The sequence below is a fragment of the Pseudoalteromonas sp. 11L1 genome (assembly GCF_055397545.1).
In genome coordinates this window covers 1,109,531-1,134,639 of sequence record NZ_AP041141.1, presented here as the reverse complement: position 1 = coordinate 1,134,639, position 25,109 = coordinate 1,109,531, and the positions used below count along the sequence as shown (strand labels likewise).

The window sequence follows — 25,109 nt, the reverse complement described above, 5'->3', positions numbered from 1 at the left end:
AATTAACTGGTTTTTACTACTGGTTTTATGAAGCTACTGGCCGCAATGGCGAACAAGCAATAGCCGGTAAAATACCAAAAGCCAGTACCAAACTCAGCATGCATATTAAGTAAATCTTCTGAGTTCGCGTTTGCATTACCAGCCATGTAAGCCACTATTAATGCAATAACAAACACATCCACCATACTCCATTTACTTAAACCGATAATCACCTTACCAAGATTGTGCTTAAACGAAGTCTCCTTCAGCACACAATACAACAATTGAAGCAGCAGCTTAATTGTTGGGATTACTATTGAAAAAAACGCCACTAGTATCGCCACTAAGTAGTTTTTGTTATCGGCCAGTTCGTTAACGGTGCCCCAAATACTGCGCGTTTTTTGATAAGCGCTGATCTCGCCTTCAAGTTTATCTAACCCCAATATACTCGAGATCATCATTAGCATATTACGGGTGTTTTGATTCCCTTCATCTGCCAACATTTCGATGCCCGCCTCAGCAAGTTTAGACTTATCAATTTTACCTTCCATACTCAGTACGGGCTGAGTCACCCCGGGAATTAATAAAGCTAAGGCAATTAAAATAGTGGTAATAGGTAAAAATAAACGCATGGTGTAATACTAAGTAAAATCAATATGTGCCAATCATACCCAAACGTTATACGTTAGTCTTGCTCAATAATAGTGGCCAATAGTTCATCCGCATACTGGCGTGCATCCAACATGGCGCTAAATACGGTCTCAATATTCGAGGCTGGGCGAATAGTTTCTAACAACTTTTTAGCCAATTGCCAATTATCTTCCTCTACCGCTTTTATTAAATGTAAAGAATTACCCATCATCCCTTCAAAACTTAATAGTGCACCAGATAACTCAGCCCCTAAACTAAACTCTTTAGCAATAGCTTCCAGTTCCATATCTAAAATAGCATCAAGCACCGACATTAAGCCGACTAAATAACCTTGTTCTGCAATGACTTTTCCGCCTGGTTCTAAAATTATTTGCATGAACTGCGCTCGACATAAGCCTAAACGAGTAAGTTCACTGGGCTTGTCTGAGCCAAGTTCGCTTAGCGCCAATACTCGTACAAACTTTCTAATAGAATCTTCCCCTAAATACACAACCGCCTGAGGAATAGACGTTATCACTAAATTTTTATTAGCAGAGCGAGCATTCACTAGTTTTAGGACGCGTGCAGTCAAACCGACATCTTTAGAAATGCGTTGATTAATTTCATTAAAGTCTAAATCTGTGCGGGATGTGCAACGCAGTAAGTCTAAAACAGCCATTTTTAGAGGTTCGATACTGTTGTAACTTAACATTTCTGGATGTGCAAAAAAGAACCCTTGAAAATAATCGCATCCAGCCTCTTTAAGCTGCCTAAATTCATCATAGGTTTCAATTCGCTCAACCACTATTTTAATATTAGGAAAATTGCGTTTGAGCTTTTTCAGCAACATGCTGGTTTTTATTACAGGCTCTTCAACTTCAAGCTTAATATAATCAACCAAACTGAGTAATGGTTGCCATTTTTCATGTGAGTCGTAGTCATCTAACGCAAATACATATCCTGCTTTTTTTAACTCTATCACTCTCTCAACAACAAGCTCTATATTTTCAGTACGCTCAACAATTTCAATTACAGTATTATCAGGCTGTAATAATTTAGGCAAATCCTCTAAAAGCCCCTCGCTCGATAAATTAATAAACGCAGTTTGATTGAGCGTTAGCTTTTCTATGCCAACCAGCATTAACGCATTAAAAAAAAGTCGCCCAGTGGCTTGCCCGTCAGTTGTTCCTACAGGAAAAGCATTATTAACTGAATCGCGATAGAGCAATTCATAAGCAAAAATACTTTTATCACCGTCAAAAATTGGTTGCCTAGCAATATATTGAGTAACCAAAATAGATGAATTTTTTACCTCTAGATTATTTGGCATTAACCTTCCTACTTAACAGTGATGTCATCATTATTTTTTATTATTTAACCAGTATAGTGAAACTTTAAAGACTTGCTGCAATTTTAATTAGATTAAAAACAAACAAATAAGACTAAATTTATAACCCTAGAGCAGAATTATTAGTATCCTCATTTTTTATAGGGTTTTTGAGTTTACAACTGCTCTAAGCATACCCAAAGGTTATGGTTATAAGGTATAATGCGATTATTAATTTTTTATAAACTCACAAGAAAGAGTCCCTTATATGAGCATTGAACAAGCCTTAATAGAACGTAGCAGTAACCAATGTGAACTCTGCGCAGCAACAGACGACCTAACTGTATACGAAGTTCCTCCTGTTACCGAAGCTCATTCAGATAAATGCATCTACATCTGTCAAACATGTAAAGATCAAATTGAAGGCAATAGCGATTTAACCCCGACCCATTGGCATTGCTTAAATGACAGTATGTGGAGTCAAACACCTGCGGTACAAGTTGTTGCTTATCGCATGCTGACTCAGTTAGCAGCTGATAACGGATGGGCACAAGACGCGCTAGATATGATTTACCTTGAAGAAGGCACATTAACATGGGCGCAGCAAGCGCTTGCTGAAGATGATGATATTAAACACATTGATAGCAATGGTGTGGTACTTCAAGCTGGCGACACCGTTACGTTAATAAAAGATCTAGATGTGAAAGGTAGTAGCTTAACAGCAAAACGTGGTACTGCAGTGCGCAATATTGGCTTAACTAGCAACCCTGAACATATTGAAGGGCGTGTTGATGGACAGCGTATTGTTATTTTAACTAAATACGTAAAAAAATAAGTAATAAATCAAGGCGCGTAGCGCCTTTTTTTATGTCTCGACTTTCTTTATTTGCTCTATTTGCTAGTTAAGCAATGATTAAGCAATTCAACCGTATGCTAGCGACCTCATACCATACTCCATCAAGGAACTCTTATGTTCTCATCTAAGCCAAATTCAATGTTAAAGTCGATTGCAGGCTTGTGTTTTCTAGCAAGTGGCACACTTATGCTGAGCGCATGTAACGATGACGCAGCGCAACAAAATAGTGCTGTGGCGCAAACAATGACCACCTTACCTGTGCAAGTTAGTTACTTAGATCGCAGCCTAATTGCGCCTAATTCACAGCTAACCGTTACCTTGGTTGATGTGTCAAAAATGGATGTGGCAGCAACGGTTATCTCTGAGCAGGTAATTGATTTAGTAGGCGCACCGCCTTATAAAGTAGAGCTTGAGTATAACCTTGAAAAGATTGACCCAACTCACCGCTATAGCGTGCGTGCAACCATTAATAATCAAGGAAACTTGCTATACACCAGCACAACGAGTAACCCGCCTTTTGATAATACGGCCTCATCAGAGCCTTTAGAGATTATTGTTTCAAAAGTAGCGCCAAAGCCAGACGTTGACTTAGTAAACACCTACTTCAAAGCAGTTTCAATCGACGGCAACCCTGTTGTAGTGAATACCAAAGAGCCATTTATTCAGTTTAATAGTGATAACACTGTACACGGCTTTTTAGGATGTAATAACTTTAATGGCGGTTATGAAGTATCGAAGCAAGCAGTGACTTTTACGCAGTTAGCTACCACGCAAAAAATGTGTCATGACAATATGGAACAAGAAAGCGCGATGGCGGCTGTGCTTCAGGCAGCAACGCAATGGCAAATTAATGGTGAAAAATTAGTATTACAAAATGAGGCAGGCAACCAACTTGCTACCTTTAACGCTGTTTACTTTTGATTAAGAACGTAATAATACCCCACATCTAAGCAAATAAATAAGCCCAGTTAAACTAGGGGCTGTTGATCTTTCAAGGTTGAATTTGCAGCAGTCTGTTTGGTATTTAGGCAAGGCAGAGCCTATGTGGTGTGGTTATTCCCCATAAATAGGCGATAACGCAGCATCAATGCCAAACAGGAGCTGCCCGAAGGGTTCTGCCTAGGGGCGATTTACTCTTTGTTGCTCGGTTTTTACTTAGCCCACTAGGTTACAAACCTCGCGCCGCGATTAAACCGCCCCTAGTTTGAACAAATTTTAATCCGCAAAGGTCAACAGACCCTAAGCTTATTTATTTTTATTCGGCGACTAACTGCTCGCTACGGTAAAAACCACTTGGCTTACTCAACAAGCTTACTAGTTCAGGTAACACATCATCCATAGTTTGTTTCAGTTTCCATGGTGGATTTATCACTATCATTCCAGAGGCGGTCATACCATGTACTTCGGTATCTGCTTCAGTACCTAATTCAAATAATTGAATATTTTTAATTCCCGCGTCAATTAAACCCTGCTCCATATTATCAATACGTTCTCTGTCTACAACCGGATACCAGATCATATATGTACCCGTCGCAAAGCGTTGGTGGGCTTTGACAATGGTTTGTACTACCGTATTGTAATCGTCTTTTATTTCATAAGGTGGGTCTATTAACACACAGGCTCTGCGCGAAGCTGGCGGTAATAAACCAATTAAGCCCGCAAACCCATTTTCGCCGCGTACTCGAATAGAGCGCTTACCTTGCATGTTTTCTTCAAGTAATACCAAATCTCGCGGATGCAACTCAAAAAACCAGCCCTTATCTTGGCGGCGCAAAAAGTGTTCGGCGATTTTTGGTGAACCTGGGTAAAACGCCAGAGACGAACTTTCATTAAACGATTTTATTAACTCAATGTAGTCATTTAAGGCACCGTGCTGACTGGTATGTTGCCAAAGTTTTTCTATGCCATCTTGGTACTCTTGGGTTTTTTGCGCGTCTGGTGCTGACAGCTCAAAAAAACCAGCACCCGAATGCGTATCGATATAGTCAAGCGGCTTATCTTTTATTGTTTGATAACCCAGCACTTGCGCTAACACTAAATGTTTAAGTACATCGGCAGGGTTACCCGCATGAAAGGAGTGTCTGTAACTAAGCATTATTTATTTTCGCCATACGCTGTTTAATAAAATTAGTGAACCATAAAGCACACTGCTTTGGCAATCGTCACAGCAAAAGCGGGTGTTTACGTGAACCATTTCTGAATGAAAAAGCCAATAGCATGAATTATCCCTTAACATAGAATAAAAATCACCTAAAACCAGCGTAAATGCTGGCAAATAAACACACTTTGCTTTACATTTGCATGACATTAATTACAGTTATATGAGCGCATTTATGAACAACAATACTCTTCAACAACTCGAACAACTGATCGACCAACTAATTACCCGTAATAATCAGTTGCAAACTGATATTACAGAGCTTAAAGAGCAAAACGGTAAACTGCTTGATGAAAATGAGTTATTACAGTTAGAGGCCCTTGAAAATGAAGAAAAACAAAAAGATGCAAGCACCACCTTGTCATCATTATTAGATAAATTACAAAGCGCACAACAGGCAAGCTAATGTCTGAGCTGCAAAACCAGCGAGTCACTGTTGAATTGCTTGGTAAAGAGCAGCAATTTGCTTGTCCGGCTGGGCAAGAAGAGGCACTAAAAGCGGCCGCCAAAAATCTAAATGATTTAGTTGAACAAATGAAACAACGTTCAACAGTCAGAAACGATCAAAAAGCATTACTTATGGCTGCTTTGAATTTAAGCCACGAATTGCTTGAAGTAAAAACTCAAAAATCAGTTGAGCTTGAGCATCAAGATCAATTGATTGATAAGTTGAGTCAATACTTAAGCTCAAACTCTGAACACACTAAATAAAAGCGCATTTTGCGCTTTTATTGTTTTTACCGTCAAAATATAGCTAGAGAAAAAGATGCAACCACTTTTAACTAAAGCTCAAAAAATAGGTAAGTGCTTACTGCCTTTAATCTGCCTATTTATACATGCAAAAAGCAATGCAGCAGTTGAGTGGCAATCGTTATCGGCTAATATTCAATTTATCAAGCAGCCAGATAGATTACGTTTTTACGACTCTAACCAAGTGTTAATTCAGGGCAGTGAGTGTGCCTTACTGGTAGATGCCAGTGGTAACTTTGCAGCAGTAGAACAACTGGTTACCAAACTAAAACAACAGCTAAAGACGCCTTTATGTTACTTAGTTGCCACTCATTTTCATGACGATCACTTACTGGGCATGGCGGTTATGCAGCATTACTTCCCAGACGCAAAACTGATTTCTCACCAACAAGTCGCTAACGACTTTTCGCGTTATCAGCAAGCATTAACAGATAAGCTAGAGGGGTTCGAAAAAAGCATTGAGCTGAGCTATCAGCGATTAGCCACCTTACCCGATGCTGAGCAAACTCAATGGCGAGAAAAGCTCACTCGCGCTAAAACACGCCTATTTCGCTGGCAGAATTATCAACTAACACCACCAAAAATGAGTATTAGTGAGCCTAAAACATTAGATTTAGGAAATTATGTATTAACTATCAACCCGTATCAGGCACATACTAATGGCGATTTAACATTACTTGCTGACAAGGGTAAAACCTTAATAGGTGGTGATATCATTGACTGGCTCCCCTACCCAGGGCACGGCAAGCTTAAGCAATGGCAAAGTTTATTAAAAAAATATATAAATAATAATACACTGTCACTTTTTATTCCTGGCCATGGCAATTTAGTCGATAAAGTTAAATTAAAACAGTCACTCACGTTTTTAGAAGCAATTACGGAGCATGTTAAAAACAACCCTGAAGCCAGTATTGAGCAATTACAAAAAAACTTCCCAAGTGAAGCACTAAAACCTTACCAACAAGAACCACTTGATATAAAATCAAGTAACTTATTTTTGCAATCGGGATTACTTCGCGCTAAAAACAGTCAATAACTGAACACAATGGATTGTGTTAAAATATGGAAATATATTTTTTAAAAAGGAACAAAATGCGTCACCTGATCTTATGCTTTGCCATTGTATTGCTATGTAGCTGTAAAACCACACAGCCAGAGATCATTGCGCCTGTAGTCCCTGCACCTGTAGAGCAAAAAACCGCACAATCAAACACGCCGACCTCTACAAACACCAAAAAAATCATTAATAAAAAAACAATGCCTAAAGCCCTAAAAGTAACTCAACCAACTGACTTATGGGCACATATTGCTGATAACTTACATTTACCGGTTGAGCAAAATCAGGCGTTAAAGAAACGCATTAACTGGTATTTAAAACAACCGAATTATTTAAAAATAGTGTCTCGCCGTGCAGAGCCTTTTTTATACCATATAGTAAAAAAAGTAGAGCAAAAGCAGCTCCCCATGGAACTGGCATTACTGCCATTTGTAGAAAGTGGCTTTAGACCTACCGCCCGCTCAAGTGAGCACGCTGTGGGTGTATGGCAACTGGTTGCAGCAACTGCACATCATTTTGGGGTTAAATCAGATCAATGGTACGACGGACGCCAAGATGTATTGGCCTCAACCGATGCAGCACTAGATTACTTAAGCTATTTACATAAACGTTTTGATGGTAATTGGTTGCATGCACTTGCGGCCTATAACACCGGTGAAGGCCGAGTTAAACGCGCTATAAAGCGCAATAAAAAAAGAGGTAAATCACCTGATTTTTGGGCATTAACCCTACCAAAAGAAACCGCTGACTATGTACCAAAACTGTTAGCACTAAGCTATTTAGTAAAGCACCCTAAAGCAAAGTTTAAACGGCCAAAGCTTCCTTACAAAGCACTGACCACCTCGTTAAATGTGGCAAAACAGTTCGACTTTTCAATTATGGCCAAGCTCTCTGGCATGGGTGTAAAGCAACTACATGCCCTCAATCGAGGTTATTTAAAAAACCAAAGTTCCCCCCATGGCCCGCATACTTTGTTGCTTCCTATTGAGCAACAAGCTTTACTAAAAAACCGTTTTTTTAAAGCCAATTTTGCAGGCGAATACATAGTCAAAAAAAATGACACACTATACGGTATTGCTAGGCATTTTGGCTTGCCTTTAAAGACACTAAAACAGCTCAATAATAAGCAAAATAACTTTATTGGTGTTGGCGAAAAACTTATTTTAGGAGAGCCTCAAACGTTACCTGAATCGCTCACTATTAACTATAAAATAAGCCCTTACTTGGAACAAAAAGAGACCGTCATTCCAACCATCGAGGTAGATTACCACGTTAAGCCCGGTGATAACCTGTGGAATATAAGTCAGTTGTATGGCGTTGCTCATAGCGATTTAGCACGTTGGAATAAGTTATCAGCATCTAGCGTATTAAAGCCTGGGACTCAGTTAGTTTTATTTATACCCCAAGCTGCGACACCTAAAACCACACCGGCTAAAAAAGATCTGTTACTCGACTTACAAAATACATTAAATCATCCCCGTTAAGTTTCTAAAGCGCAGTATTTCGCGTAAAATTGCTTTTTAATTTATTTAAATCTTAAAGAGACATGCATGCAAATCAGTAAAAATTCGGCCGTTGAATTTCATTACACCCTTAGCGAAGCCGGTGAGCAAATAGAAAGTAGCCTTAACGACGCGCCATTAAGTTACATTCACGGCAGCGAAGGCATGCTACCCGGTTTAGAAACCGCACTTGAAGGTAAAACTGCTGGTGATAAATTTAGCGTAACGTTATCTCCAAGTGAATCATACGGCGAGCGTGTTGATGATTTAATTCAGCGCATTCCGCTTAAGCATTTACAAGGCGATGTAAAAGTGTGGAAGCCAGGTATGACTGCAATGGTGCAATCAAATCAGGGTCGCCATCAAGTGACTATCGTAAAAGTAGGCCGCTTTAATGCTGATTGTGATTTAAACCACCCATTTGCTGGTAAAACACTGACCTTTGATGTTGAGATTGTATCCGTTCGTGAAGCAACAAGCGAAGAAATCTCTCATGGCCATGTTCATGCTGAAGGTGGTTGCGGCCACGCACATTAATTGCTAATTAAAGGAACAAGTATGTCAAAAGTTGCAATAGTAACCGGTGGCTCTAAAGGCATTGGCTTTGCTGTGGTACAGCGATTATTAACTAACGGCTATCAGGTTCATAACTTAGATATTGAGCCCAGTGAGAGTGGTGTTTTTCATCAATGTGATGTTAGTAATGTAACCGCCGTACGCCAGTGCATACAAGCTATTATTGAAAAAACACAACGCATTGATGTACTTGTTTCAAATGCTGGCAAGCACCTAAGTGCCACAATTGAGCAAACCGATGAAGCGACATTTGATGCGTTAATGGCACTGAATGTTAAAGGTGCGTACGCGGCTATACAAAGCGTATTACCAGCTATGAAAGCACAACAAGATGGCGCTATTGTATTAATTGCCTCAGACCAAGCCATTATTGGCAAACAAAACTCATTTGCTTATAACTTAACTAAACATGCATTGGCTTCAATGGCTAAAACCACCGCCTTAGATTACGCAAGTTTTAATATTCGCGCTAATGCAGTGTGCCCTGGCACTATAGAAACGCCGTTATTTCATAATGCAATTGATACATATTGTAAAAGAAGTGGTGCTAACAAAGCCGATATTGTTGCAGAAGAAGCCGCATTACAACCACTCAACCGTTTAGGTCAAGCCGATGAAGTTGCTGCACTGGTAAGCTTTTTAGTAAGTGCAGATGCCAGCTTTATTACTGGTAGCTTACAACGTATTGATGGCGGCTACACAGCACAATGAGCACTAAAATTATTGACCCGCATCTGCACTTTTTTAATTTGCTGGAGGGTCAATACACTTGGCTACAAGGTGCGAACCCACCAGCTTGGTCTAACTTAGATAAAATAAAGCAGCCCATCAGCGCTGCTGAACTGATCAAAAGTACTAACTTTGAACTCGCAGGTTTAGTGCACATAGAGGCAGGCTTTGATAATAACCAGCCTGTTAAAGAATTAAACTGGTTAGCCAGATATATTAAAACTATACCTTATAAAGCAATTAGCTTTGCAACAATTAACCAGCCAAATAACGCATTTAAACTAGCACTTCAGCAGCTAGAACATCACTCTCTTGTAGGCATTAGAGATATCACTGAAGGTCATGATGCCGAGCGCTTATTGAGCCCTCATTGTCTCGATAACCTGCGGCACTTGAGCCATTTAAAGCTGCATTTTGAAGCCCAATTTGAAGTAGAAAACCTCAACATCACCGAGCGGCTCATTTCTTATGCCAACCAAGTTAGTGACTTACAAATAATCATTAATCACGCAGGGCTTGCACACAACCTTGCTAACTGGGCAACTGCAATTGAGCTACTTGCAAAACAGCCTAATGTTGCGATTAAGTTTTCAGGTTTTGAATTACTAATGCTTAATAGCGAGCAGCAAAACCAATGTTTTAAACATATTTTAAAGCATTTTGGTATGCAAAGAGTGATGTTTGCTAGCAACTTCCCCGTATGCCAAATTAATATTAACTACAACGAGTTATGGCAACATTATCGCAGCCTGTGTAGCGACGATCTTACATGGCAATATTTGAGTTACAAAAATGCTGCAAGCCTCTATCAACTCTAAATGAAAACCGCTATATTTAGCTCAACAGTTTAAAAAACGAGCATGCGTATGGCCATTTTTAATCCATCTTCTCTTAAATACACATTACTCTCTTGCTCGCTAGCGGCTGTATTAACAGGTTGTGGCGGTGGAGGTAGCGACAATGCGACCAACCCAACAACTAATAATAGCGGCTGGACTCCAGGTGTATTTGCCAATTCAGGGCAATTTAAAGGTCAATGCCAAGCAATTAATGAAAAAAACTGGCTACGCTCTTGGAGTAACGAAACCTACCTATGGTATGACGAAATTATTGATACCAACCCCGCATTAACATCAGGCGTTATTGGTTACTTTAATACTTTAAAAACGGAGCAACTGACTGAGTCAGGTGCGAAAAAAGATAATTTTCACTTTAGTTTGCCGACCGATGAGTGGCAAAGACAAAATCAATCCGGTCTAAGCTTTGGTTATGGCTTTAATGTAAAAATAATTGCCGGTAGCGCGCCACGCCAAGCAGTTGTTAGCTACACCGAACCAAATACCCCAGCTAGTAATCAAAATATTATTCGTGGTTTTGAGCTTTTAGAAGTTGATGGCGTTGATTTTATTAACACCACCTCATCGAGTGAGGTAGATATTATTAATGCAGGTTTATTCCCCGATCAAACGGGTAAAGTTACCGAGTTTGTATTTAGGGATATCAGTACTAATGAAAATCGCACAGTGACACTCACGTCTCAAAACATCGAATCGCAACCAGTAATGAATGTGCGTACCGATTTAGCCGATGGTGATGTGGGTTATTTTCAATTTAATAGCCACAACGCCATAGCCGAAACACAGCTTTATAACGCCTTTAACCAACTCGCTGCCAGTAGCATTAAAGATTTAGTCATTGACGTGCGCTATAACGGGGGAGGGTTATTACAAATGGCTAGCCAAGTAGGCTACATGGTGGGGGGCAGTAACACGCAAGGTAAAATATTTGAACGGACCATATTTAATGATAAATACCCTAATACCAACCCCGTCACAGGCCAAGCACTGACGCCGATGCCTTTTAAAAATCGTTTTGTCGGCTTTGAAAATAATCCTGCAATTGTAGCGGGCACGCCGTTACCCACCTTAAACTTAGAACGGGTATTTGTACTTACTACCAGCAGTACCTGCTCGGCTAGTGAGGCTATCATTAACGGGCTGCGCGGAGCAGATGTTGAAATTATTCAGATAGGCGCAGGCACCTGCGGTAAACCGTATGGTTTTTACCCTACCGACAACTGCGACACCACTTATTTTACTATTCAATTTACTGGCGAAAATAACAAAGGTTTTGGTGAATATTCAGATGGCTTCGCACCGCAAAATACCATTGATGACGCACGCCAACCGGTTCGTATTGCTGGTTGTGCTGTTGCCGATGACTTTACTAAGCGCTTAGGTGATGCTAGTGAAGACTTATTAAGTACAGCGCTGAGCTATAGAGAAAGCGGCAGTTGCCCTGCCCCAAGCTCAACAAATAGTGTTCTTGGTTTTGCGCCCATAATCACCACCGATATCCCAGAAGTAAAAGATATGCGAATTCAAACCATGCTAAAACAAAATATTATTCTTAGTGATAACATGAGATAAGCAATGAACAAATTACTAGTAATAAGCATGACTGCAGCGACATTAGGGTTAACGGGGTGCTTAGCACAAAGCTCAGAGCCCACACCTAAGTTGCAACATGCGTTACTAATTGAGCCCAATAGCGCTAAAGTAGCCGATGCGATTACGCAACTGCTGCATAGCTCGCAGGTTCAATTAGCCGACGATGTTTTTGTCACCTCAAGCACAGTTACGCTTGAGCGACTTAATCATAAAGATCCTCAGGGAAATCCGATTATGGGCAAGCAGCTCAATATGCCGGATCAGTTTGAACTAATGATTAAAGGTAAGCAATGTTTTATCCGACATTTAGATAGTAAAGCTACTGAGCCACTACCTGGTGTTAGTTGCAAGGCGATATACTAATATATTATAGAGCGCTGGCCGAACGTGGTTTCTCAAGCCTGTTAAGCTTTTTTACTTTTTCTGAACAAAAATAATTATTGTTATTTTTTGGTGGAATACTTAATTACATCTATAGTTAAAATGCTCATGGAGTAAATAAGAAATTTTAAATTTAAAACAGGACTTTTATCATGAACGATCTTAGCTTTCGCGTTATCCCAAACGAAAATGACTCTTGGGAGTTTATTTCTAAATCAGGCTCTAGCGCTGAAGATATTAAAATCAACTATAAAGAACTCACTACAGGTGGAAGCCTGAACTTATATTATGAGTTAGCAAACGAATCGGAGTGGACTTTTTCTGAAAATGGCAGCTATTTTTCAGATGCTAAAGATAACTTTAGTTACCAACTAAATAGCCTTGTTGCCAATGAAGGGAAGTCATTAATTATTACAATTTCTAGTATTTTACCGCATCAAGCCTTATCTCAGGAGTTGAACAAACTATTGGCTGAGAATCCAAAAAAAGTAGTATCAGGGCAGTTGGATCAACGTACAAATTATGAAATTAATTTTCGATTAATTGCAAAAAAGAGCACTGACGTTAACTCTCTTATGCGTTATTTTTCGCAAGACCCACGCGTTATAATTGAAGATATGGAGCCACACTAGTACAGAGCTTACTCTGCGCTATTTTTTACTGGACATAAAAAGTTATAATGCTCTTTACCTATTAAGCTCATCAGCTTATTTTCAGAGCATAACCCCTTAAACCATTGTAAACGGTAAAAAACTGGGCTCCACCCCAAATTTATACTTTGCTCTATTGATGCTAACGCCGAGTATTTTTCATTCAACAAGCTTTGTAGCATTGCTTTAACAAAGTATGCCTCTGCCAAATTAGAATTAGTAGCTAACAGCTGTTCAATCTGGTTCATTGCTTGTTGATTTCTATCTAAATGAATCAACACTTGTGCTTTTTCAAGTTGTTCTGCAACGTTCTGCGACGAAGAATCAAGCTGCTTATTGACTTCTAAATATAAGCTTTCGGCCTCTGTAAAGCGGCCCTTAAAATGAAGTAAATCGGCATAGTTAAGTTGTAAGGTAGTTGTTTTGGCATCTAACATCATCGCTTTTTGAGCAAAATTTAATGCATTGGTAAACTCACCTTGTAGAGAAAGAGTAATTGAATAATTACTATAAATAGAAGCGCTTTGCCGCCCCGAATCTATCAGTTTTTGGTAGTTATTCTCTGCAGCCTTCAAGTCACCCGATAATAAATATACATCAGCGACTGTTTTTAGCGTTACAATATCGTTAGGGTTATAACTTAATACCTCCTTTAAATATTTTAATGCGTTAGCACGTTTCCCCGATGTGAGATACGCTATTGCAAGGTTTCTTGTCGCTAATAAAGTTGGCCTTATTTTATATGCCATTTTCGCATGCTTTAAAGATTCTTCAAGGCGACCTATACGCTTAAAATAAATAGCCAAAATAGTTTCTCTTTGGTATTCCTCTAATGATGAGTTTTGAATTCTGCTAATAATTTTTTCGGCTTTAATGTGCTCCCCCGTTTGTTGATATATTTCAAGTAGGTCAATTAAATAAGCAGGACTGTCACTGTATGAAGTTGGCGCTCGTTCAAGTTGAAATTGTAACTTTGTTATGAGCGCTATATTTTTGGAAGACTTATAAAGTCGTAAAATTATTTTTCGGTATAAAGGGTATAAGGGCTTAAAATCTGGCTGTTGCAATAACAAGGCTTCAGCCATGGCACGTTGCTTTTGAGTACTACCTAAATCATTCGCAGTTAGGGTAACTAAAGATACATATTGCCTGATAAACTCATCTGACAATAACAGTTCCCTATTTGACAGGATGCTTGAACTAAGCAAGTTTTGTATCGAAGATAGTGTTGAGTTATAAATATTTAGATAGCTTTCCTTATCTGTTGCACTTCGTATTGTGCCTACCATTGTGGCGTTTTTATCTAATTCGTTTAGTGTAAAGTCACAAGATAAAAGACTACAATCTAATACAGGAATCAGTAGCTTAGTAGCTCTTAGCGCAGCAGCTAAATTATTTAGGCCTGCATCATTACCAAGTATTAATTGTGTTTGTGTAACTTCCTTGCTCGAAATTAAAGCAAACTTGCGATCCGCAAGTACATATTCGGTTATTGCATCTTTGACGCCAAGACTAAGTAAGCGCTTTTGTGTATCCGTAACTTGGCTACTCACTGTAAATTCTACTGGCATCAAAGCTATCCTCTCTATCGCTTTCGATGAATACCAAAGCCAGCTCCCCGCACTCAATAACAGACAAAGAACCACAGTAAGAAATAATCTTCTATTGAAAAAACGTTTACTTACGTTGTTATTATTTTGATAGCTTTTAACATCTACAGTCAGGCTTTCAAAACTAAGTGAGTCTAAAATCCGCCTAAACTGAGATGCTACGGCACGAGCGCTTTCAGGTCGTTTATCAACTTTGAATGCTAATAATTGTTTAAGTAAAGGCACTAAATCGGCAGATAACTCTTTGATCGATTCATAACTTGCGCTACAAGGAAATGACATTATTTGTTTTGCTAAATCTTGCCCTATATTACTCGATGCTTGTTTTGAATAGGCATGGTAGCCTGTTAATAATTGATAAGCTATTAGCCCTAGTGAAAACAAATCACTACGAAAATCCATAGTTTGATTATTCAATTGTTCAGGCGACATTGCCTTTAAACTGCCATAATCAGTGCCTATATTTGTCGCTTCAGCCCCTTTAATTTTTGAGATACCAAAATCTGTTATTTTAACTGTGTCTTCATCACTAACTAATACATTGGCAGGTTTCAAATCGAGATGTAGTATGCCTTTATCATGAATTGCAGCTAGGCCATCGCTGATATGAATAAGTATTTCTAACTTTTTAGTAAGAGTGAGACTCTGTTCTTTCATTAAATGGGATAAGGTCGTTCCTTTAACATACTCCATTTCTAATAAAATTTGTTCATCCCGATGAATTATCTTATAAAGCTGCACTATATTTGGGTGATTTAAGCTTGCAATTAACTTTGCTTCGATGATGGCTCGCTCAGTATTATCTCCAGCTAATTTCATAACTTTGAGGGCTACTTGTCTATTCAACTCTAGATCTGTTGCAAGGTATATCGTACTCATTCCTCCTTGCGCCAAAACTTGTATTTGTTTGTAATAATCCTCTAACACAAACTATTCGATCCATCATATGTAAATAATTAGTCTAGTATTTAATGTTAATTAAATGCAAAGTCAATATATACAATATGATAGTGTAATATTATTTACTAAAAGACCAAAAGAGAGCTGTATGGCTATACTGACTAAGTTAAACTCAAATATGAGCTTTTATCTGCGCGACTTTCATCGTTTTGGTCGGCTAGCCCACTCTGTTGACACCTTATTAAACTACCCAGAAGTGACACGTATTCATGCTGTAATAGAGTGGGTTAAACCACACTGGTACATTCGTGATTTAAGCAAAAATGGTATTTGGCTAAACGGTAAACGACTTGATAAGCAAACCAATTCCGTATTAGCCCTAAATGATCGTATCAGCTTTTCAGAAATAAATAACTTAGATTACCAGTTAACTTCTATCGATCCACCAAGAGACCTTTTACTACCGGTCAATGGAACAAATACACATTGTATGTTGCTCGAACCTTATCATTTTTTACCCGATAGCCAACACCCCAAAGCTGTTATTTATTACGACCCTGAGAGACTCTCTTGGTGTTATGAAAATACAGAAACTCACCAATTAACACTCTTAAAAGATGGCCAAATAATAATAATCGCAGAACAGCAGTGGCTGTTTTTTCAAGCAGAAATGGCATCACAAGAAAACACGCTGAATTTAAGTCCTACGTCTATTAATAACCTTAAATTTATGTTCAATTTAAGCTTAGATGAAGAGCAAACCGAATTAAAAATAAGGCAACATAATAAATTAGTTGACCTAGATGTTCGCTCTCACCACTATCTTACTTTATTACTGGCTCGTAATAAATTGACTGATATCAAAAATAAATTTGAGCCTGATGTACAGGGCTGGGTACAAGTTAAGAAATTAGCACGCGATCTCGGTATTAATGAGAGCCATGTCAATATTCAGATCCACCGTGCGCGAAAACAGTTTATGGACTCTTTCAATAATATATTATCTGCTGATATTTTGATTGAACGTAAACGAGGTAAAGTTCGTTTTGCAGGGACGTGCTTTACAATTGTAAAGGGGGCGAATTGTGAATCAACAGAGCCTAAAAATTAAGAAATGGCTGTGGCAACGAGCTGAGCTACAGCCATTCACTGGTCGATTACTGAGCTATTATTTGTAGCGAACAATTGTAGCGAACAGCCTTATTTATCAATAATTTAAATTCAAGGCTAAATGCCACAAGCGACTCTTCCATAGGGTAACAAGCAATACACTTGTCAAGCTCTTCAGTAAGCTGATTAAGCATATTAACTGATATTGGATTTTCAGCCTCTACGCCATATTGATGCTTCCAAAACCGCTGTAGTATAGGAGCATCATTTAACATAGTTATATACTCATAACCATCATGCCAAAGCTCATCTGTCAAAGAGCATTGAAATTCAGGCTCATCGAGATGAAATGTTGTAGATGATAGAACGACCTTTCTCATTATTATCTATTCCAAAATTGACATTAAAAACAGTTTCCCGGTGCACCATTTAGTTCAGGGAACTGAGTAACAACCTCTCCATTTGGCTTAATTATCAAGCGGGCGCACTTCTCTTGCTGAGTACCAACTACCATCCCTAGGTTAGCATCATACCTAATACGAGAATCAGGCTGTACTGTTCGTGATTTATTAGTTGCATTTTGTACTTGTTCGCAAAATTTTTGTGCATCTTGAATTGTTGCACAATACTGAGGCAAAAATTGACTGGCTTGTACACCTGCAGTGCAATGCCTTTGCTGAATATGAGCAAAAGATTGTGCTGTTACATCACATATTGGGTCTGCAGCCGCCTGAGTTGCAGAAATAAATAGGTAACTGATAAAGCTGCTATAGATAACCGAATTAATTAATTTCATTACTGTCTCCTTTGCAATCTAAATTGATAGGAAGTCACTCTTCCTTTCTCAATCTAGATACTAGGGAGAAATATTCCATAACAAAGTATTACACAGTGCAGGTAATACTTCGTAATAACAATCTCTAATTAGAAGGCCTATCTTTTGGTGACTTGGTTGACATACCAAGTACACACTTACTTACACGATGTAACACAACTAAAAGGAAACGAGGATGTCTATTTATAAATTATTAGTTAAAAACGACTCAACTAACCCAACACGATTTGCAATTTTCCAAGAAAAGCCATCATTAGATGTTGGCGGTAATGTATTCACATTAGCTTGGTTTAGCAAGTATGCATATCAAGGAACAACTGCCGAATTTGCTTGGGAAATTGACTACAGTGCAATTTGGTCAAGACCAGGTCAAGAGCTTCGCCCTGGCGTTATCTGTAAAACATCACAGTCAAAACGAGTTGATTTAGATGGTGCGAATACAGTCACTTTAGGCTACGACAATGTTAATGATGCCTTTAACATGAGCTCTCCTGTAAAAGGTAATAGTGGCAGTATTTTTACAAATTGTGACGAGACAGTACCTAATTCAAACACCACTCCATCAGCTGCTGCAGGTATCGGTATTGCTATGAGTGGTGCGGGGACTTTTTTAGTCAGTACGCAACCGAATATGAATTTAACATGGACACCCAAGCCTAAATATTACCTTGTTGCTGGTAACTTCAAAACTGGCGAAATTTTAGATACGCAAACAATCATGAACAGTGGCAGAGCTCTCGAAATTCCATATCAAGGAATTTTAACGCAGAGCGCAACCTTAAATAGCCAAAATGTTTTAGTACTAAATTAATGCTAATTTGTGTGCGCTAATTAATGGCGCACACATTAATTGGAGGGAATCAAATATGGCTGCTCTAGATAATCAACATACTTATGATATAGATAGTTTATTATTTGCAATGCAACAAAAAAACTTAGTGTATAACTACGACTTTCGTTATTTTAGTAATCAAACGAATACACAACCTATTAAGTATAACCACCCCGATGGCTGGATATACAGTGATCCAGGTAATGGTTCACAAATTAGTTCAGAAAATAACGGCTGTCGAATCGTTACCAGTACAGAAGAAAACGCCACAATGAGCTTTCGACAAAATATTCACGAATTTCCAAGATGGAAAGAAACTCTATGTTCTGAACACATTAGCTGTGTGGCACAGTTAAATGTTAAAGGAACAGGCGAGCTACACTTTTGCTTGTCAGACGGTATTACATATGTCCAAAGAACATACACAATCCAAAACAGCCAAGAACTCAATATATCTACCGAATTAGAAATTGCAATGGATGCAAAAACTGTTTTTGTTGAACTTTCGTGCTCTTCCCCTTCTGTCGTTATTTCTGTAAAAAAAATATTCGCAAACAAGGGCTATATAGCTTTAGCTAGTCTGCCTTGTATTGTTGCAGGTGTCATTGGTGAGCGAAAGCAGTACGTAGCAACAGAACAAGCACCAGCAGAAGAACTACCTCTATGTACTATACCAATTGCATTGAACAGTGATCAAACACGGCTAAACTCGGTTATTAACTATCGCTTTGGCAAGCAAGGTGAATTTTCTTTATTACCTGATTTTAGAGGATATTTCAGCCGTGCTTGGGATAACTCAGCCGGTAGAGATAAAAATGCCAAACAACGTAAAATGTCAGGTGATTCGAATAATATTGGTGACCTAGTGGGTACAACAGAGCCCGATATATTTAAAGAGCATCAACATACCATTACTTTTAAGCCTGTGAATATGCTTAATCCTGAAAAAGGAAGTCCAGCCTATGGTGTTAATCTTGCAGCGAGTACTCAAACTCAGATCACGACAGAGGGTGACCTTGAAACACGTCCAATCAATATTGCAGAATTATTTACAATTAAGTGGGCTTGATATCTTTTAGGAAGGTGTGCCAGAGCAATGACTAACTATACTTTAAAAGTTAAAAATAACTCCAGCAATGCAACTAGTTTTTGTGTATTTATGGCCTTACCTGAAGAGCAAGCCCAAAATAGTTCGTTCTATACACTTGCATGGATGGTCAAATATGCTGAACCAAATACGATGATAAGATTTTCATGGAGCGATATCTTCAATGTTATTTGGTCACAACCTGGAAGACATTTACAATCTGGCGTTATTTGCGATGTTAGGGAACCTAATTTTTTATCATTAAGTCGAAGCATTAAAATAAACGCCGCTGCATCTCAATGTCTTAACGTTAACCCACCTGAAAAAGGATGTACGACATTACAATATAATAAAAAGCAGCTAACTTACTGTTTTAGCAAACTTGAAAAAAGCAATAATGATCAAATAACGATCAACTGTGATTCTGAAGTACCTAACTCAAAGACTACATCCCCTCACATTGCTGCAGGTATTGGAATAGGGCTTTCGGGTTCAGGGTTATTCTTAGTTAATACCCAACCTAATTTGGCATTTATGTGGCCTGTACCACCTTTTAAGTTTTATTTATCTTTTGGTTCCGTTAAATGGGGAGAAATAATTGACCGCGAACCATGGCTAGAGAGAGCTGTACTCGTTTCATTTAATGATACTACCGAATGTGAAGCCATCTTAAACATTAACAATCGCCTCAAAGTAATCAGGTAATACCCCGATTAACGGGGCATTACACAAACGCTTTACTTTATCTCAACACGTTGTGAACGCATTACAATTTCATCGTTAAGCTCAATCCCAAGACCTGGTTCTTCTGATACTTCAAAAAAGCCATTTTTAGGTTGTGGATCTTGTAAGCACAGCTCTCTGTTCCACTTTTTAATCGCATAAGTATGATGTTCATGAATTAAAAAGTTAGGGATTGCTGTTTCTAAATGTAATGCTGCCGCGGTTGCAACCGGCCCACCACACACGTGTGCCTGAATACGCACGTCAAAAATATCTGCGTAATCACATACTTTTTTAGTTTCAGTAAAGCCACCACATAAACCAATATCTGGCTGGAGTACATCAATGCTTTGATCTTCTAAATATGGACGCACGCCCCAACGGTTATATAAGCGCTCGCCGCCTGCAATAGGCACAGCCACTTTATCAGCCACTTTGGCATGTAATGAGTGGTTTAAATAATTCACCGGCTCTTCAAAATACATACAATCAAATTCTTCTGCAATCTCACCAATTTGAATTGCTGATGTCGCACCAGGTAAACTGTGGCATTCAAAAATAATGTCAACTTCGTCACCCACAGCTTCACGAATAGCCTGCATACGAGCGCGGTATAGTTTCATTTCTGGGCGAGAAATAATATTTGTGCGGTCGTAATAGGTGTTGCCGTCTTTATCGTATTGAATTGGGTCAACCTTTACCGCATCGTAACCTTCCGCTACTGCTTTTAGTGCCGCTTCGGCATATTCTTGTGGCTGTACCAGCGCTTTAAACTCACTGTCCCAGTCAAACTGTAACTGCGATGCATAAGTACGTAGTTTGTCGTTAACTTTACCACCAAGCAACTGATACACAGGTAAACCCAGTGCTTTACCCTTTATATCCCAAAGCGCAGTATCAATCGCACTCATTGCAGCATAAACTACCGGCCCACCACCTAAACCCCAAAAGCTTTCACGCAACATACGTGACCATAGTTTTTCAGTTTGAAACGGGTCATGGCCAATTAAAAAGGCATCGGCCATTTCTTTGATCATCGCAGCGGCAGCGCTGTGACCTAAGTCATACGCAAGACCGGCTTCACCTACACCGCTAATCCCTTCATCGGTATGAATGCGAACAAATACCGGCGTCCATGCAGGACGTTCAGGACAATGAATATCAAAGACTTCAACGCGATTTACTTTCATAAAAAATTCCTTATTAACCTTTATCGGTTATTTTGCAAAACTTGGGTCAAGACGATACGCTTTTCGTAACATGGCAGGCCATGCTAGCTGCCCCCCAGTACTGCCGCTGTGAACAACGTTCGCTTGATTATAAATGTTATCAATAATAGCTTGTGGTACTGCAATCGCTTCTTGTGCACTTGATTGAATAGCTAACTGTATTTCACAGGCACGTTGAAGGTCATAAAAGCGCATAAACGCATCACCTACTGTTGGCCCTACCGTTAAGCCGCCATGATTCACCAATAGCATATGGTTGGTGCTACCTAAATCTGTTTGCAGGCGTTTACGCTCATCATCATTCACCGCTAGGCCTTCATAACCATGGTATGACAGAGAGGGTAATGAAAACATCGAATACTGACTTAACGGTAACAGCCCTTCTTTTTGTGTTGCAACTGCAATGGTTTCTTTAGTGTGTAGGTGTATTACGCAATGGGCATCCTCGCGTACTTCATGAATGGCACTGTGAATGGTGAACCCCGCAGGGTTAATATCAAATGGAGTATCGTCAATAATTCGGCCATTTAAATCAACTTTAACTAAGTTAGATGCAGTGATCTCATCAAACGTTAAACCGAACGCGTTTACTAAATAATGATCCGTACCTGGTAGGCGAGCAGAAAGGTGCGTATAGATTAAATCCCCCCAACGAAAATGGTCAACTAATCGATAACATGCGGCTAAATCAACACGTAGTTGCCACTCTTGTTCTGACACTTTATTTTTTAAATCGAGCTGGGGTAAATCAAACATAACAAGCCTTTTAAAACACAGCATAGCGCTAGTGATTGTAGATGTTTAGAAGTCTAAATGAGTATTCGCATGATGGCAATCACCAAATAAAAAAGCCACACAAAGGTGTGGCTCTTTTAAGGTCTCGTTAGCGATTATTGTACTTTTGATAGGTAATCGGCAATCGCTTCAAACTCTTCATCAGTCACAGTCGCAACCATTGCTTTCATTGCCATAGACATACCGTTGTTACGAGCGCCTGACTTAATGTCTTTCATTTGCGCTACTAAATACTCTTTGTTTTGACCATTTAGCTTAGGGTACATCGCCATGATAGGTGCTTTACCATCTGCACCATGACATGTTTGACAGTTTTTAGCGGTGTAAAGTGCAGCGCCATCAGCAGCGGCGGCTGAAAATGAAAAACTTGCGGCTAAACCAATACCCGCGCCTAATAAAAGTGTTTTTATCTTGCTCATTGTATTTACTCTTCTTTTTTACGGTTAAAAAAACGGTTGTGATAATTGTAGTCAATAAATCTTTAAAAAGCATACGTCCTTGATAAGGTTTGACGATCAATCAGAACAAATACGTGTATCCCTCATAAAACAAATATTAGCTTGCCTTAGCTGAGCAGATACTTAATAACACCTTACCAAATAAGATCGTCTGGTACTTCAAAGTCAGCGTACGGATCGTCTTCGTCCTTGGCTTTGTTCTCTGGTTCAACATGAAACACAATATACTTTTCATCAACCTCAGCCACTTTGCGTGCAGGCTCGTCTTCTAATACGTAAAACTGGCCTTCTAATACACAAATTGCTAAACGTCCGCCCGAAAGCGCCTTTTGCGTTTGCTCATTCACATCAAGACCCTTTACTTTATTTTCATAAGTAAAGTTAAAGGTACGCTCACCGCGAATTGACTCTTGATTGTGATGCTCTAAAATTTGCTTAACACGGGCTACCTGCTCGCGTTGCTTTAATTCTTCTTGGCGCGTTTTGTTAAGCTCTTCGGCTTTTTGCTGCTGCTCAAGCTTGGTTTGCTGAATATGCTTTTGCAAATCATTTGGGTTGCTTGTCGCTCCCTTCTTTTGCTTTTTCTGTTGCTTGCGCTTTTCTGATTTAGCAACTTTGGCTTTATGTGATGTTGTTAAACCAGCTTGGAGCAATTGCTCTTGTAGTGACCCCATGGCGTGTTCCCACTAAAAACGAATATTAATGCTATTTTAATCACCAACGAGCGTAAATAACAGCGCTATTGGTATTAATCTAACAAACTACTGAAAACAAAGCATGATTTAGCGCAATAAAGGTTAATTTATGAAAACCCTAGCAGTTTTGTATATAATGCGACTCAACTAATAAGCAATGTTAACGGCAGTCAATGCGCTTATCTCACTTACTCCTTTGTTCTGTTTTTATTTTTTTTGTCTTATACGCACCACAGCCATTATTAAGTTTATTTGCCACCGAATTTAATGTAGCGCCTGCCATTGCAGGCAGCTTAATGACTGCCACTATGCTGCCTTTAGCCATTGCCCCTTTGGTGTATGGGTTGTTTCTAGCCAAGCGAAACCCGTTATTAATTTTACGCATCGCAATGTTATTACTCGGTGTCGGCTGTTTATTATTTATTTATGCCCCTAGTTTTGAGCTACTGTTACTTGTTCGGTTTTTACAAGGGCTGACTTTACCTGCCGCTTTAACCGCAATGACCAGTTATATTGGTATGAACTATCAAGCCGATACATTACAAAAAAATATGACTCTTTATATTGGTAGTACTATTGTCGGTGGTTATTTTGGCCGAGTATTGGCTGCGCTCTTTAGCGACTTGTGGTCATGGCAAAGTTTTTATTACTTAATTGCTGCCATGTTGATAATACTCGCGCTTAGCATTCCCCATAAACGCTTTGTTTTGAGTCGCTCTAGTGAGGTGTTATCACCTTTAGATTATATGAAACAACTTAAAGAAGGCTCGGCACTTAAGCTTTATGGTGCCATATTTTGTATGTTTTTTTGCTTTGCAGCGCTATTAAACTACTTGCCTTTTATTTTAAAAAAGACCTTTTTAATTAATAACACTCGCGACATTGGCTTAGTTTATAGCGGTTATTTAATTGGCGCGTTAGCCTCTATTTTTACCCCGTGGTTATTAAAAAAAATGACCTCAGCTTGGCGCTTATTGGCATTGGTATTCCTGTTTTATAACCTCAGTATTGTGTTATTAATGAGTCATTCACTGATGTTGTTTTTAATTGCATTCACACTCTTTTGTGGCGCTATGTTTGTAATTCATTCAACAGCGGCACCATTGGTTAATAAAATTAGTCACGCTCCACCGAGTGTTACTAATGGTTGTTACGTGTCATTTTATTATAGCGGTGGCGCACTAGGATCGTTATTACCTGGGGTGGTTTATCAAGCACACGGGCAAACCGCATTTATGGCAACACTTCTTGCGGTTTGCTTATGTGGGCTGGGTCTTATTTTGTGGGCTCAGCGCGAGGGTAAAAACATCACCCGCGGCTGATGTTCAGTAAAATCAAAAAAACGCAGTAAATCAGGCTTAGTTAATAACCACGTTTGGGTGTTTTCAAATGGATGGCAATGAAATAAATCGCCAAACCAAATATCCTGATCAAGCCAAAGCGTTACATCTCGTTGCTTATCGTTCATTAAGCTGAGCATTGACACACAACCTGGTGCAACTTTTAAGTACTTAGCCAAGCGCTCATTAGAGGCAAACCCTAAACGCGATAGCCCTTGCTGTTTAGACAACGATTTTAAATCGAGTTGTTTATCATGCGCGGTGATCACTAAAAAATGGCGCTTACCTTCGTTATCTCGCAAAAATAGATTTTTTAAACGTGTTCCTGGGCGATTCACCATAAGCTCGTCAGCATCTAAGCTACCATGCAACGCTGGATGCTCAATCACGTCATAGTTAATATCAAGTTGGGCTAACACCGCCGCTAATTTTTGTTTATCCGCTAACATA

The 25,109-nt window shown here is 39.2% G+C and carries 28 protein-coding genes; 17 read left to right on the top strand and 11 right to left on the bottom strand.

Annotated elements, in window-relative coordinates:
• Positions 1–2: 2 nt before the first annotated feature.
• Both ACZ5WS_RS05285 and ACZ5WS_RS05280 read right to left on the bottom strand, forming a co-directional pair.
• Complete coding sequence (locus ACZ5WS_RS05285; protein WP_464711001.1) at positions 3–611, bottom strand: paraquat-inducible protein A; 609 nt, start codon at positions 609–611, stop codon at positions 3–5.
• A 53-nt stretch (positions 612–664) separates the two neighbouring features.
• Positions 665–1,939, bottom strand: a complete 1,275-nt coding sequence (locus ACZ5WS_RS05280) for an EAL and HDOD domain-containing protein (protein WP_178956661.1) — start codon at positions 1,937–1,939, stop codon at positions 665–667.
• Between the two features lie 265 nt (positions 1,940–2,204).
• On the opposite strand from ACZ5WS_RS05280, the gene ACZ5WS_RS05275 reads away from it, so the two are divergent.
• Positions 2,205–2,771, top strand: a complete 567-nt coding sequence (locus ACZ5WS_RS05275; protein WP_464710999.1) for a PhnA domain-containing protein — start codon at positions 2,205–2,207, stop codon at positions 2,769–2,771.
• Positions 2,772–2,906: 135 nt separating this feature from the next.
• Positions 2,907–3,713: an META domain-containing protein gene (locus ACZ5WS_RS05270; protein ID WP_464710997.1), complete on the top strand. Its 807-nt coding sequence runs from the start codon at positions 2,907–2,909 to the stop codon at positions 3,711–3,713.
• Positions 3,714–4,047: 334 nt separating this feature from the next.
• Here the strand turns inward: ACZ5WS_RS05270 and ACZ5WS_RS05265 are convergent, their stop codons facing one another.
• Positions 4,048–4,887 carry a 23S rRNA (adenine(2030)-N(6))-methyltransferase RlmJ gene (locus tag ACZ5WS_RS05265; protein WP_178956664.1) on the bottom strand — a complete coding sequence of 280 codons (840 nt, stop codon included), beginning with the start codon at positions 4,885–4,887 and terminating at the stop codon, positions 4,048–4,050.
• 238 nt (positions 4,888–5,125) lie between these two features.
• Between ACZ5WS_RS05265 and ACZ5WS_RS05260 the strand changes: the two genes are divergently transcribed.
• The 10 genes from ACZ5WS_RS05260 (at position 5,126) to ACZ5WS_RS05215 (ending at position 13,027) form a co-directional block, all read left to right on the top strand.
• Positions 5,126–5,356 (top strand): DUF904 domain-containing protein, encoded by a 231-nt coding sequence (locus ACZ5WS_RS05260; RefSeq protein WP_464710994.1) that lies wholly within the window; start codon positions 5,126–5,128, stop codon positions 5,354–5,356.
• The gene (locus tag ACZ5WS_RS05255) at positions 5,356–5,661 is read left to right on the top strand and encodes a cell division protein ZapA (RefSeq protein ID WP_464710992.1); all 306 of its coding nucleotides are present in this window, start codon (positions 5,356–5,358) and stop codon (positions 5,659–5,661) included. The genes ACZ5WS_RS05260 and ACZ5WS_RS05255 overlap by 1 nt, the downstream gene beginning before the upstream one ends.
• Before the next feature lie 55 nt (positions 5,662–5,716).
• Positions 5,717–6,736 (top strand): MBL fold metallo-hydrolase, encoded by a 1,020-nt coding sequence (locus ACZ5WS_RS05250; protein ID WP_464710990.1) that lies wholly within the window; start codon positions 5,717–5,719, stop codon positions 6,734–6,736.
• 56 nt (positions 6,737–6,792) lie between these two features.
• Complete coding sequence (locus tag ACZ5WS_RS05245; protein ID WP_464710988.1) at positions 6,793–8,241, top strand: transglycosylase SLT domain-containing protein; 1,449 nt, start codon at positions 6,793–6,795, stop codon at positions 8,239–8,241.
• Positions 8,242–8,307: 66 nt separating this feature from the next.
• Positions 8,308–8,796, top strand: coding sequence for an FKBP-type peptidyl-prolyl cis-trans isomerase (locus tag ACZ5WS_RS05240; RefSeq protein ID WP_138604950.1), 489 nt, complete (start codon positions 8,308–8,310; stop codon positions 8,794–8,796).
• Positions 8,797–8,817: 21 nt separating this feature from the next.
• Positions 8,818–9,546, top strand: coding sequence for an SDR family NAD(P)-dependent oxidoreductase (locus tag ACZ5WS_RS05235; RefSeq protein WP_464710986.1), 729 nt, complete (start codon positions 8,818–8,820; stop codon positions 9,544–9,546).
• Complete coding sequence (locus ACZ5WS_RS05230; RefSeq protein WP_464710984.1) at positions 9,543–10,382, top strand: amidohydrolase family protein; 840 nt, start codon at positions 9,543–9,545, stop codon at positions 10,380–10,382. The genes ACZ5WS_RS05235 and ACZ5WS_RS05230 overlap by 4 nt, the downstream gene beginning before the upstream one ends.
• A 48-nt stretch (positions 10,383–10,430) precedes the next feature.
• Entirely contained in the window at positions 10,431–11,993 is a 1,563-nt protein-coding gene (locus ACZ5WS_RS05225; RefSeq protein ID WP_464710982.1) for a S41 family peptidase, read from the top strand.
• Positions 11,994–11,996: 3 nt separating this feature from the next.
• A complete protein-coding gene (locus ACZ5WS_RS05220) occupies positions 11,997–12,377 on the top strand; it encodes a hypothetical protein (protein WP_464710980.1) in 381 nt (126 codons plus the stop codon).
• 170 nt (positions 12,378–12,547) lie between these two features.
• Entirely contained in the window at positions 12,548–13,027 is a 480-nt protein-coding gene (locus ACZ5WS_RS05215) for a hypothetical protein (protein ID WP_138604954.1), read from the top strand.
• An 8-nt stretch (positions 13,028–13,035) separates the two neighbouring features.
• Here the strand turns inward: ACZ5WS_RS05215 and ACZ5WS_RS05210 are convergent, their stop codons facing one another.
• Positions 13,036–15,582, bottom strand: coding sequence for a protein kinase domain-containing protein (locus ACZ5WS_RS05210; RefSeq protein ID WP_464710977.1), 2,547 nt, complete (start codon positions 15,580–15,582; stop codon positions 13,036–13,038).
• A 121-nt stretch (positions 15,583–15,703) separates the two neighbouring features.
• On the opposite strand from ACZ5WS_RS05210, the gene ACZ5WS_RS05205 reads away from it, so the two are divergent.
• Complete coding sequence (locus ACZ5WS_RS05205; protein ID WP_464710976.1) at positions 15,704–16,666, top strand: FHA domain-containing protein; 963 nt, start codon at positions 15,704–15,706, stop codon at positions 16,664–16,666.
• Between the two features lie 46 nt (positions 16,667–16,712).
• On the opposite strand, the gene ACZ5WS_RS05200 is transcribed toward ACZ5WS_RS05205, so the two are convergent.
• Together ACZ5WS_RS05200 and ACZ5WS_RS05195 are read right to left on the bottom strand one after the other, a co-directional pair.
• Entirely contained in the window at positions 16,713–17,045 is a 333-nt protein-coding gene (locus tag ACZ5WS_RS05200) for a hypothetical protein (protein WP_464710974.1), read from the bottom strand.
• A gap of 23 nt (positions 17,046–17,068) precedes the next feature.
• Positions 17,069–17,461, bottom strand: coding sequence for a hypothetical protein (locus tag ACZ5WS_RS05195; RefSeq protein WP_464710972.1), 393 nt, complete (start codon positions 17,459–17,461; stop codon positions 17,069–17,071).
• A 214-nt stretch (positions 17,462–17,675) separates the two neighbouring features.
• On the opposite strand from ACZ5WS_RS05195, the gene ACZ5WS_RS05190 reads away from it, so the two are divergent.
• From ACZ5WS_RS05190 to ACZ5WS_RS05180, 3 genes are read left to right on the top strand one after another with little or no spacing between them, the layout of a single operon-like run.
• Complete coding sequence (locus ACZ5WS_RS05190) at positions 17,676–18,311, top strand: hypothetical protein (RefSeq protein ID WP_138604959.1); 636 nt, start codon at positions 17,676–17,678, stop codon at positions 18,309–18,311.
• Between the two features lie 55 nt (positions 18,312–18,366).
• Positions 18,367–19,401, top strand: coding sequence for a hypothetical protein (locus ACZ5WS_RS05185; RefSeq protein ID WP_138604960.1), 1,035 nt, complete (start codon positions 18,367–18,369; stop codon positions 19,399–19,401).
• 27 nt (positions 19,402–19,428) lie between these two features.
• The gene (locus ACZ5WS_RS05180) at positions 19,429–20,124 is read left to right on the top strand and encodes a hypothetical protein (protein ID WP_464710970.1); all 696 of its coding nucleotides are present in this window, start codon (positions 19,429–19,431) and stop codon (positions 20,122–20,124) included.
• 32 nt (positions 20,125–20,156) lie between these two features.
• On the opposite strand, the gene ACZ5WS_RS05175 is transcribed toward ACZ5WS_RS05180, so the two are convergent.
• From ACZ5WS_RS05175 to ACZ5WS_RS05160, 4 genes are all read right to left on the bottom strand, one after another.
• Positions 20,157–21,332: a mandelate racemase/muconate lactonizing enzyme family protein gene (locus ACZ5WS_RS05175; protein ID WP_054202652.1), complete on the bottom strand. Its 1,176-nt coding sequence runs from the start codon at positions 21,330–21,332 to the stop codon at positions 20,157–20,159.
• A 27-nt stretch (positions 21,333–21,359) separates the two neighbouring features.
• Positions 21,360–22,127 carry a class II aldolase/adducin family protein gene (locus ACZ5WS_RS05170; RefSeq protein WP_036980336.1) on the bottom strand — a complete coding sequence of 256 codons (768 nt, stop codon included), beginning with the start codon at positions 22,125–22,127 and terminating at the stop codon, positions 21,360–21,362.
• Between the two features lie 134 nt (positions 22,128–22,261).
• Positions 22,262–22,585, bottom strand: coding sequence for a c-type cytochrome (locus ACZ5WS_RS05165; RefSeq protein WP_036980337.1), 324 nt, complete (start codon positions 22,583–22,585; stop codon positions 22,262–22,264).
• A gap of 173 nt (positions 22,586–22,758) precedes the next feature.
• Complete coding sequence (locus tag ACZ5WS_RS05160; protein WP_036980338.1) at positions 22,759–23,298, bottom strand: DUF2058 domain-containing protein; 540 nt, start codon at positions 23,296–23,298, stop codon at positions 22,759–22,761.
• Between the two features lie 194 nt (positions 23,299–23,492).
• Between ACZ5WS_RS05160 and ACZ5WS_RS05155 the strand changes: the two genes are divergently transcribed.
• Complete coding sequence (locus tag ACZ5WS_RS05155) at positions 23,493–24,641, top strand: MFS transporter (RefSeq protein ID WP_464710965.1); 1,149 nt, start codon at positions 23,493–23,495, stop codon at positions 24,639–24,641.
• Here the strand turns inward: ACZ5WS_RS05155 and ACZ5WS_RS05150 are convergent.
• A complete protein-coding gene (locus ACZ5WS_RS05150; protein WP_055012388.1) occupies positions 24,608–25,108 on the bottom strand; it encodes a prolyl-tRNA synthetase associated domain-containing protein in 501 nt (166 codons plus the stop codon). The genes ACZ5WS_RS05155 and ACZ5WS_RS05150 overlap by 34 nt on opposite strands.
• Position 25,109 lies beyond the last annotated feature (1 nt).